Source organism: Bacteriovorax sp. DB6_IX, from assembly GCF_000447775.1.
In the GTDB taxonomy this organism is placed as follows: Bacteria; Bdellovibrionota; Bacteriovoracia; order Bacteriovoracales; family Bacteriovoracaceae; genus Halobacteriovorax_A.
Genome location: NZ_AUNJ01000106.1, coordinates 1 through 10,461, shown reverse-complemented (window position 1 = coordinate 10,461; position 10,461 = coordinate 1). Strand labels below are relative to the sequence as shown.

Annotated in this window: 10 protein-coding genes and 1 pseudogene; 2 read left to right on the top strand and 9 right to left on the bottom strand. The window is 38.6% G+C overall.

Annotated features, from left to right (window positions below):
- Window positions 1–1,992, bottom strand: a pseudogene (locus M901_RS03455) (hypothetical protein); the annotation flags it as partial.
- A 161-nt stretch (window positions 1,993–2,153) separates the two neighbouring features.
- Here M901_RS03455 and M901_RS03450 point away from each other — a divergent pair.
- Window positions 2,154–2,921, top strand: a complete 768-nt coding sequence (locus M901_RS03450; protein WP_021276777.1) for an SDR family oxidoreductase — start codon at window positions 2,154–2,156, stop codon at window positions 2,919–2,921.
- Here the strand turns inward: M901_RS03450 and M901_RS03445 are convergent.
- Genes M901_RS03445 through M901_RS03435 form a run of 3 tightly spaced genes read right to left on the bottom strand, consistent with a single transcriptional unit; the run spans window position 2,918 to window position 6,221 of the window.
- Window positions 2,918–3,247, bottom strand: a complete 330-nt coding sequence (locus M901_RS03445) for a hypothetical protein (RefSeq protein WP_021276783.1) — start codon at window positions 3,245–3,247, stop codon at window positions 2,918–2,920. The genes M901_RS03450 and M901_RS03445 overlap by 4 nt on opposite strands.
- Entirely contained in the window at window positions 3,234–3,845 is a 612-nt protein-coding gene (locus tag M901_RS03440) for an RNA polymerase sigma factor (protein ID WP_081653325.1), read from the bottom strand. Before M901_RS03440 ends, M901_RS03445 begins: the two co-directional genes overlap by 14 nt.
- A gap of 42 nt (window positions 3,846–3,887) precedes the next feature.
- Window positions 3,888–6,221, bottom strand: coding sequence for a hypothetical protein (locus tag M901_RS03435; RefSeq protein WP_021276785.1), 2,334 nt, complete (start codon window positions 6,219–6,221; stop codon window positions 3,888–3,890).
- Window positions 6,222–6,402: 181 nt separating this feature from the next.
- Between M901_RS03435 and M901_RS16195 the strand changes: the two genes are divergently transcribed.
- The gene (locus tag M901_RS16195; protein ID WP_021276778.1) at window positions 6,403–7,416 is read left to right on the top strand and encodes a ParB N-terminal domain-containing protein; all 1,014 of its coding nucleotides are present in this window, start codon (window positions 6,403–6,405) and stop codon (window positions 7,414–7,416) included.
- Between the two features lie 13 nt (window positions 7,417–7,429).
- Here the strand turns inward: M901_RS16195 and M901_RS03425 are convergent, their stop codons facing one another.
- The 5 genes from M901_RS03425 to M901_RS03410 all read right to left on the bottom strand — a co-directional run.
- Window positions 7,430–8,563, bottom strand: coding sequence for an NnrS family protein (locus tag M901_RS03425; protein ID WP_021276784.1), 1,134 nt, complete (start codon window positions 8,561–8,563; stop codon window positions 7,430–7,432).
- Window positions 8,564–8,597: 34 nt separating this feature from the next.
- Window positions 8,598–8,984, bottom strand: a complete 387-nt coding sequence (locus tag M901_RS03420; RefSeq protein WP_021276782.1) for a CBS domain-containing protein — start codon at window positions 8,982–8,984, stop codon at window positions 8,598–8,600.
- Window positions 8,985–9,102: 118 nt separating this feature from the next.
- Window positions 9,103–9,399 carry a S46 family peptidase gene (locus M901_RS16190; RefSeq protein ID WP_021276780.1) on the bottom strand — a complete coding sequence of 99 codons (297 nt, stop codon included), beginning with the start codon at window positions 9,397–9,399 and terminating at the stop codon, window positions 9,103–9,105.
- Window positions 9,362–9,970, bottom strand: coding sequence for a serine protease (locus M901_RS16185; protein ID WP_021276779.1), 609 nt, complete (start codon window positions 9,968–9,970; stop codon window positions 9,362–9,364). Before M901_RS16185 ends, M901_RS16190 begins: the two co-directional genes overlap by 38 nt.
- A gap of 186 nt (window positions 9,971–10,156) precedes the next feature.
- Window positions 10,157–10,461, bottom strand: a 305-nt coding sequence (locus tag M901_RS03410; RefSeq protein ID WP_021276787.1) for a hypothetical protein, incomplete at its 5' end; no start/stop codon positions are given.

Here is a 10,461-nt window from a genome sequence, read left to right as displayed (position 1 = left end):
CTCATTTGAGAGAGAGTCGGCCAGGATAAATACCGAAGCTGTCTCATTATAAATCCTTGTGTTCTCTTTCCAGTAACTTGAGTTCTTGAGCTTTTCAAAGTTATTGGCAATGAAATTAGAATCTTCAATTTTTCCATGATCACGATAGAACTCGACAAGCTCGTCATAGACGGCCTTATTATCTTGGCTCAGAAGACTCTTTTGATATTTATTTAAGTAATCTTCTACCGTATCGTATTTCGCACTCTTTTGTAGAACTTGCAGAGCAAGTTTAAGAGACGTTAACTGGAACTGCTTACCAATCATATTGAATTGATCTTTTTTAAGCAGCTCGAGTATTTTATTCGAGATCTGATCATCACATGAAAGTTTAGAGACATCTGACTCATCAAAAACGGTTGGTGGATCGACCACTTCTGGCTGCTCTACCACAGGCTCCTTTTGAGATTCCAGATAATCTTCATAAAGCTTTTTAAGCTCAGCGATTCTTTGCTTAGTCACATCAGTGTAAACCTTATCTGCACACTCTTGAGTTGGTGTTTCAGCACATTCGGCCTTAAGTCTTTCATTGTAGAGATCATCATACTTCTTAATAATTTTACTAACCTTGTCTTGAAAATCCTTATCCTTAATTTTATTAAGTTCCTCTAAGAATTTAATATTTGCCTCTTTCTCTTCATCACTTAGAAGAAGCTTAGGCACGATATTTTCAAGAACTAATTCTTTTGGTTTCTCCTCAACTTCTACAGGAGCTGGATTACCATTGGCCATCTCGGCCATTTTCTTTCTCTTTAAAGTATTAATACAGGCCTGATACTTATCCTCACTCTCATTTTCACAGAGCTTCAGATCCTCTTCAGTTAGAGGAATTGAATTTGGATCAATCACATCACCAACTTCACTATCTTTAGGCACAACTGGTTTAGGATTAGTAATCTCTGGCTCCACAACTTCTTTAGGGGCCTCAATAATAATTTCACCTTGTGGTACAACAGGTTTTGCAGGGGCCACTACTGGTGCCGGTTTTTCGACAGGTGCAGGTGCAACTGGAACAACAGGTTTTGCAGGAACTGGTTTTGGAAGAGGTGGGAGAACTTTTACAACTGGTGCCTCCACAACCTTTCGATCAACAATCTTTGCACTATCATTTAGGAAATCAACATAACCATCAAGAACATCACCATCATAACCAAACTTGATGGCCGATCTTGTATAGGCCTCTTTAAGAAGGTCCATTGAGACATCAATATCAGGATCTTTTGAATCATTCATATCTTGATGAATATTTCCTAGACTCTTACCTTTGAAGTCTCTTCCCATCTGCTCACACTTTTTAATATCAGCACGAGCGTAATTATAATCTTCTCTGACTCGAATTTTACAGATCGCCGATACAACCACAGGTGTATCAAGCATTAAACGTCTTTCATAAGAGTCCGCTCTTCCCTCTTCATTATCATAGTTAGAGACAACGAGATCCATTTCACCTTCAGTCATTGCATAAGGATCTTTAGGCACTTCTGGTTTAGCAGGCTCAGGCTCTTTTCCATAATCAGGGTAGAACTCTTTGACATAGGCCTGAGACCCTTCCAAGAAGAATGTCTTATACTTACCATTATCTCCGTAGAGATCTTCAAACTCTGATCTTAAGTGTCGTGAGAGGACAACATAGCGTGGAATTTTAACACTTCGTCTATCCATAAGAGCGAATTGTTTATTCATACTTCTTCGTACTTGTTCGAAGTTTTCCCCTTCGATATCATTTGAATAGCGACGACAGGTTCCCGTTTTGTTAATACCATCTTTATCAATGAGATCCATACAGAGATTGTAAAAGAGCTGCTTGCGATCTTTTGCCAGACGAGACTTAAAACCATTAAGTTCACCTTTGATCTGGGCGCGCATCTGCTCATTTGCCAGGGCGGTATTTCCAACACCTGCAATCTGACTTAGGGCCAATAATAATAGCATTTTCTTATTTAAGAATTTCAAAACGGTTCTCCATTGTTCTCACAACAATACTCTTCAACTCATTTTATCGGACACATTTACTCAAATATTTAATTTTTAAGGTTTATATACCTACTTTCAAGGACTTATTGTTTTACACTCTCTATCCATCTCCCTATAATTGTCCTCAATAAGGAGCCAATATGAAGAATTGGGCATTGATCACAGGAGCAAGTTCTGGCATAGGATTGGCCATTGCTAAAGAGCTAGCAAACCGAAACTATAATCTTATTATTCATGGAAGAAATGAATTCGCACTTAACAAACTTAAAAGTGAGCTCGATTCATCAAATATTGAAATCAAGATTATCACGGCCGACCTTAGTATAATGGAAGAGACCAAGGCCCTTATACAAGAAGTAAGAGATCTTCCTCTCTCAATTTTTATCAACAATGCCGGTTTTGGTGTCGCCGGAGATTATGAGCAGACAAATTTAGATGAAGAGTTTGCCCTCACCAATACCTTGGTCAGCTCTCCCATGTATATGACTAAAGAGTTAATCCCTATTTTAAAAAACTCTCCTGCGTCCTATATTCTCAATGTCTCAAGTCTTTATGCTTTCTTTGCAGTTCCAAAGCAGGCCATCTACGGTGCAGCGAAGGCCTTTCAACATTCATTCTCAAAGGCCCTCACAAGAGAGCTCTCGCAAACAACAATTAGCGTATCCTCACTTTGCCCAGGTCTGACTTATTCTCAATTTAGAACACGTCAGGGAAAGAATGAAAAGAAACACTTTGTTGGACTCACAAGTGAAGAAGTTGCAAAAATAGCGATGAATAAAATGTTTGCAAAGAAAGTGACAATCGTCCCGGGACTCTTTAATAAGTTCATGTCTATTGTGATTCCCAATCTACCAGATAGATGGGCCATTGCGATTATTCATAAAATGAATTCATCAAGAGGATTCTAAGCCCCCTCACTATCATAGCGCTCAAAAATGAGATCCCAACTATCGTCTTCTAGGCGATCAAGTTCTTTGATCATCTCAATTTGATCAATGATCTTCTTTCTCTCCATTTGATAAGTTTGATTAGGGTTATAATTGAAAGTATAGATTGATAGCGCTAGCACAAAACTGAATGCCAGCGTCGACTTCCATATGATGGGGTTTGAGTTCTCCTGATCAGAAGAAAGCTTCTTAGTCTCTCGATAAAAATTCTTATCAAGCTCAGCTGGAAACTCGTGAGAGGTTTTTTCTTTAAGAATTTTTTCTATATCCTTTTTATTTTGACCCATTGGCCTCTCCCATACATTCATTAACGCAATCTCTTAAGGCCTTCTTCGCCTTATTGATTAGCGCTTTCACCGAAGATAGAGACTTATTCATAACTTCAGCAATCTCCTCGTAGCTCATCTCACTATAGACTCTCAAACTCAAGGCTTCACTATATTGAGGAAGCAAATTCTTAAAGCATTTTTCAAGAACCGCTCTTTCAATCTTATCATCGATTAACACTTCCATCTCACTTTCTCCTGAAGAAATTTCCACCTCTTCGGTTTCAGCGAATTTCAAGGGATCTCTCTTTCTAAGGAGGTCAATCGTCTGATTGCGAGCAATCGTCCATATCCAAGTTGTCAGCTTATACTCTGAACGGTAGAGCATTCTCTTCTCATAGGCCTTGAACATCACGTCCTGCACTAGCTCAATGCCCTGTTGCTCTGAAACCCCGCAATGTCTAATATAATTATAGAGTGACACCTTCAATCTCTCATAGAGGAATTCAAAGGCCTTAATATCGCCAGATTGAACAAGCAGCATCAACTCCTCATTCTCCATCCCCTCATATACTTGGTATACGGAACGTTGAGATAAAAGTTTCTCAAAAAACTTCATTCTGTTGCCAACTGCTTGAATTTACGAAAAGGACCCGCGTACCTAATAGTGGATAACTGCTTCATATGGAACACGCACACTTCCTCTTTCAAAGGCATTATTAATCATATTGGCAGAGGGATAGTTTCCAAGATTGATATCCAGATAGGTTCTTAGAATATCCATGACCCCTTGCGTACAATTTGTCGTTTGTATAAAGAGCTTTCCTTCTTTTTCAATGGCCGGAATTCTTATTCCTGCACTTTCAAAGAATTTCTCTCCGCCTTCTTCAACTAAAGTTGCCTTGATCTTGGCCTTATTCTTACTCTTTCCAACAATCTTGAAACCACCAGAAACTTCTGTCACTTCCTCGATACCACCCCAGGCATCAAATGGAGGAAAGTTTCTTTGACGGATAGTCTTAATATATTCAGTAATTCGTTGATTGAGCTCTTTTATCTGGGCCCTATTAAGTCGATAAACTCTTCCCGTCGCGCCATTTCTAAAACCAGAAAAGGCCTTATCAGTAGTCATCGATGCGCCAAGAGCATAATTATCGATTGAGTAGTGATTCTTTCCGACACGCAACTCGACATGCCCAGTTTGTCCAATATTGGCATAGGCCACTTCAAAAGTATTCTCTAAGTAATTTGAATAAGCTGAACTCTCTCGTGACTCACCTTTAACAAAACGATAAGTCGGCACCGTATAATCGGCCTTCTCTGGAGTGAAATCATCCCCTCTTTTAAAGAACTCTAACTCTGGTAAGTAACTATATTTAACATCACGCTTCTCCCCCTTAATTGTATCGCTGAGTCTTTGAAAGAACTCTGAATATTTAGACTCTTGTGCCCATGATGCAATAAGAACTTGAACCTTCTTCAACGTCTCTTCATTAACATCCATCACTCCAACTTCATCCATTAGTTTTTCGATCTCTCTAATGAATCTCTTTTGGGCCGTATCAGTTCTTGCCATATAAGTAGCAAGTTCATTCTCACTAAGAACTTCTTTCACAGGATGATTCTTCCAGTCTCTTAAAGGATAGAGTAAACGATTTTCAAGAGTGGCCCCTGAACGAGCACCACCAACACGCTTCACCTCTTTTGTAATTTCATCATTAAGTGAAATAAAGAAGAGTTCAAAGTCATCCATTTTATCTGGACTTATATCATATTGCTCTAAAATATTTCTCATCGTCTTGATTGAAGTCTGTGGCGTTTCAGAGAACTTCTTATAGTGATCAAGGCCACCATAGTTTTCGAGATCTCCAGCAAGCTTCACCATTGCATCAAAGAGGTGGCGATCTCTTTTGTGGAATTGCCTTAACTCAAAGCCCATCTTCCCTTCACCATAGGGATAGTTCACACGAAAGTTTGGTGCAAAGACGGCCTTTGTCCCCGCAGTTTTAAAATCTGTTACTCCATCGGCCAAATTATCCTCATAGACTTGTATACGACTCGCAATGGTCTCATCAATAGGCCCTAGCGAGTGGTGAATAAGGTTTTGCGAAGGAGTTTTAGTATTATCTTTTAAATATCTCTTAAATCCATTTTCTAAGCTTGCAAGCTGAGCTCTGTCATACTCAAAGATGGTATAACCAGCTAGTCCATCCAATTGCATTCTGGCATCCATCACCACATGAGATTGAAATGATGCTACACCAAAGTGTTCGACAAAGTAAGTTAAAAGGTCATTAAAATCCCCTAGATTATCAAAGATCATATCATTACCTTCAATCGTTCCGTGAGGTTCAATAAAGAGCCCTTCAGGAAGTTTCGGGTGGGCACTAGAGAGTCTAACGAGAAAGTGATCAACATCGTCTTGATTCTTTTGCGCCTCTTTAGCTAACTCAAGTCTTTTCTCAAAACTTAATTGGTGCCACTGCTCTTCAGGAATTGTCTTAACCCTATACGAGTTCACAATGGCCGGGTTTTCACTGAGCTTCAATTCAAACTCAAGTCCATAACTCAATGGCAATGACTCATCAGCGCCAAAGTATTGCTTCTTATAAAGTTTCTTATCTGTATTACTTCCTAAGAGAATATCGCGACCAATAAAGTTTCGAATTAACTTCTTATGTGAAGGACTTAGATCCCCTGTAGAGTTTAATTGCTTTTCAAGGGCCACGCGATCTTCAAGAAATGGAATTTCATGAATTTTCTGCAATAACTTCTTACGCTCAGAATCAGTAAGCTTCTCCCCTTCATCTAGACGAAGAAGAATCTTCTTTATTTGTGATTTTGAAGTCCCACCAAAAATATCTGAGACCAAACTCTTACAAGACTTAGCAAAACTTGCAAACGACGCAGTCTGTCTATAGTTGCGCTGTCCCTGAGGGCCAAAGGTTGAACATGAATAGAGGGTAATGAAGATTAGAATACTTAGCTTTTTCATAGAGAACTTATCGGAAAAAGATATAAATATTTTAGGTACTTAGCTAAAACACACAGCAGCACAAGTCATTGTATTTACAGTGTTTATTTTCTTACAAGCTATTACATTACGCACCGAATACCTAGGCAAAACGCTCAGACTTTCCTATCATATTGCCCACACAATAACGGAGAACACACACGTGAAAACAACAACTATGAATCTTTCAGAGATTAAGCTCTCTAGTGAATACTTACGATTAGACACAGACGTAGACTCTTTAAAGAAGAGTATCGAGAAAGTTGGGCTAATTAACCCACTCACTGTTAATACTGAGAATGAGCTTCTTGCCGGAGCGAGAAGATATCAAGCAGTAACAGCTCTAGGATGGGAAGAAGTTCCAGTCCATGTAGTTGATAGACAAACTCTTGAACAAGAACTCATCTCTATTGATGAAAACCTTGTAAGAACTCCACTTGATAAATTAGAATTTGAAAAATGTCTTAACAGAGGTAGAGAAATCTATGAAGAACTCAATCCTCTTGCCAATAAGATTGAAGTTTCTGCTAGAGACCTAACTCCAGAAGAGAAGAAGAAAGAAAAAGAGCTCGAAGAGCAAGATCAAGATTCTTTCGCGGCCGTCACAGCAGAAAAAACAGGTCTTTCTAAATCAGTAATCAAAGGTGCTATTAAAAGAGATGCCCTTGCTTCTGATGCCGTCAAGGCCGCAAGAAGAGCTGGAACAATCAATGCTAGCCAGACAAATGAGATCATTAAACTAGATAAAGAAGTTCAAGAAAGAATCCTTCCTGTTATTGCAGATAAAACTGTTAAAGACGCTAAGAAAATTATCACAGCGGCGAAGTCAGGGGGAATGGATGCTGCAATTGAAGAGTCAGAAAATATCATTCCTCTTCCAAAAGAGTATGCCAATCTTAAAAACCTTGCAAAGCGAGTGAATAAGAATCTATCACGTATTCTACTTGAAGAACTTGCTTATGAAGGGCCAGAGTTGAAATCAATCAATAAAGAAGTTTTCAAACTTAAAGAAAACCTCGACACATACTTTAGAATGATGAACTTAGAAGCACCATCGGCGCCGTCAGTTTCTGCACCAGCAGCAGAGCTAACAGTCTCGCCAATTGAAGATGATACTTTTAACCCAGAGTATATGAATAATGATTCTGGAGCTGATGAATTCTCGAGCTCACTATAGACGAAAGGCCTGCTTATGCGGGCCTTTTCTTTATGAAAATAGGTAAGAATTTAATCATAAAGAAAATAAAACTCAGCGTCCAAAATCCCATCGAGACATGTAAAAAGCGAGTAAAGACATCTCCCCAAAATAACGGAACAAAAACTCTTAGCACAATACCTAGAATCAAAGAATAAAAAGAGAGTCTTATTAAGAGGCTCCCCTCAATTTTTCGCCCACTGTGGCCAAGAGAGGCCCTTGTCATAATGGCCAAGGCAAAACAGGCCAGTGCTCCTGCAAAAAGAATATGATAAGAGCTCTTCCCAACTTCAAGTGACTCAAAGAAGAGATTAAAAAGGCGCATTCCGAAAAAGAGCGTCAGCAGCGAATGGGCCATGACTAAAATTGAAAGCATGATCTCTTTAAACATCTTGATATTCACAAGTTTAAGACTTCGATGAATCATGAGCAAAAAGCTTAAAAAAGAGAATATTTTTTCTCCCATACTGAAATCTGAAAGATAGAAAATAAAGCTAAACAAACAACACAAATATGTGATGATTTCAACTCTATTATTCAAACTTAAAACTGGGGCACCTAACTTATTATTGGTAAAAAAGGGAATCAATCGCCCTGAAAAAATAAAGAGTAGTGTAAAGAGACTTAATCCAGCAAACTTATAGGAAAAGCTCACCCACGCACTCTCTTGCATAAGGGCCCCGTACAAATGGGAGATTTGCGAAAAACTCAAAAGTGCAAGAATAGAAACAATTGGAAGACAATTGCGATTTCCTCGCAGAGTAATTAGCATTTTAAAAAGTAGAACCACAAATGGCAAAGGCGCGAGAATTAACAGAGAAAGTGTATTGGGCTGATAGAATAGGACTCCCCTAGCAATTAACCATAGCAGGCTCAAAATGATAAGCTCATACTGACTAATCACCTTCTTCCCCGTCCAATTGGCAGACGCTGTTAACAAGAAGCCTGTGAGTAGGGCCGATGAGAATCCAAATATCATCTCATGGCCATGCCAACTAAAAATATCTAATAACTCTCCAGCATAGCTATAGTCATTAATCAGAACACAGACAAAGTACATTGGAACAATGATTGCGATCAACGCTGTAAAGAGAAAGAATGGACGAAAGGCTGCGCTAAAAAGGGCCATAAAAAATCCCCCTCATAAAAGAGGGGGCCTTCATTTAAATAAGTTGATTTGCAAGAATTTTAAGGGCATCAGTCGAAGTAAAAATTCCGACAACTTTTCCCTCTGTATTATTAATAAGAACAGAATTTACTTTCTTATCAATCATTGTTTTGGCCACATCAGCAAGAGGTTCAGAAGTTGAAACAGAAAGAGGTTTCTCTGTCATAATATCCTTACACTTAATCTCTTGAGAGTTTCCTGAAAGGGTCACAAATTGAAGATCTCGGTCGCTGATAATTCCAATCGCCTCACCGTTTTCAACAACTGGAATATGGTGAATTTGATCACGTTTCATTCTTTCATAGGCATCATAGACTGTTGATTCAGGGTCTAAGAAAGTTAGGTTACTAATCACATACATATTGGCAGTCATATTTTCCATTTTACCTTCCTTTTATGACTTGGTTGATGATTAGATTTTAGTAGTTATTGCCAAAAAAAACATAATCTAGATCAGATTACGGGATGATTCTCTGTATGAGGGTAAAAAAAAGGGAAGCTTAAAGCTTCCCTTCCTTCTTCATTTTTACGAGTGATTTGACTTTATTAATTTTGAAGACCTTCTCGCCTTTTCCTGATGCTGTATCAACTTCCATACAGTATTCATTTTCAGACATAACATAGTCATTCTTACCTTGGATTAAAATTCCTTCAACTTCCTTAGTCTTCACATTGAAAACTGGAGATCCCGAATTTCCACCGAATGTATCAAGGTCGGCCTTAAAAGTTAGACCAAATGTATTCTTAACTCTTCCATCATCAGCAGTTTTTAGTAGGGAGTCCTGATGGGTGTCCAATAACTAGAATATCAGCAGACTTTCTAATCTTTCCTTTCGTTCTAAACTTTAGAGGAGCTCTTCCCTCTACTGCACGATCAAGTTTAATGACAGCAAAGTCCTTAGCGTATCCAAGCAAATTGTACTTGGCACTTTGATCGATTATAGACTTACAAGAGTAGACATTTGATTTTTTGAAGACATTTGTCTGATCATCATATCCAAATACCCACTTGTAGTTACTACAGTCTGTTTCAGAATCAATACAATGCCCGGCCGTCACAAGAATATCTTTTCCAACAAGAAATCCTGAGCAATCAGCAACTGAGTACTGTTGAGCAAATTTTTGATCAGAGCAAACTCCCATTCTTGTAGAGAGCGTTCTCTGTGGGAACTCATAGTAATCACCCATGTCATAGAGACCATATGAAGAAACACGACCCGCCACAGACTTGGCAAGTTCTCTAAATTCCTTATCTTTGTATAGACGTGACTCAACACGATTATCTTTACCGTAAATAACTTTCATCACTGCCGCAGCATTGAATGAAACCATAACTAATGAAGCAGCAATCAGCGATTTCTTTAACATATATACCCCTGTGTTAATCACTGCACTTATACCAAAGAACCCCTTTAAAATACTCTCCATTGAAATGTTTATAGGAAGGTACGCGGGTCCTTTTCGATATTTCAACCACTTATAAAAAAGCCCAAATAACAGAAACTGCTATTTGGGCATGATAAATTATTAAAAATACGAAAAGGACCCGCGTACCTATCTCAGGAATAGCATGTCGAAGTACGATGGTAGAGGCCATTGCTCATTTGGCATATGAACTTCTACTTCACCGATGAATTTTGCAATCTGCTCACTCAATGGCATAAGTGAGTTTGCAATTTCCTTGGCCCTTTCTTCTTCATTTTCAGGAAGAGTCTTAACCATATTTGCTAAATTTCTTGTATCTTCATAGAGAGACTCTAGCATGAGGTTAACCTTCTTATAAACGTCCATCTCTACAGTAGATTCCACCTTTAATTCTTTCTGAGCAAGAACAACATCTGCAATTTCCTTCTTAAATT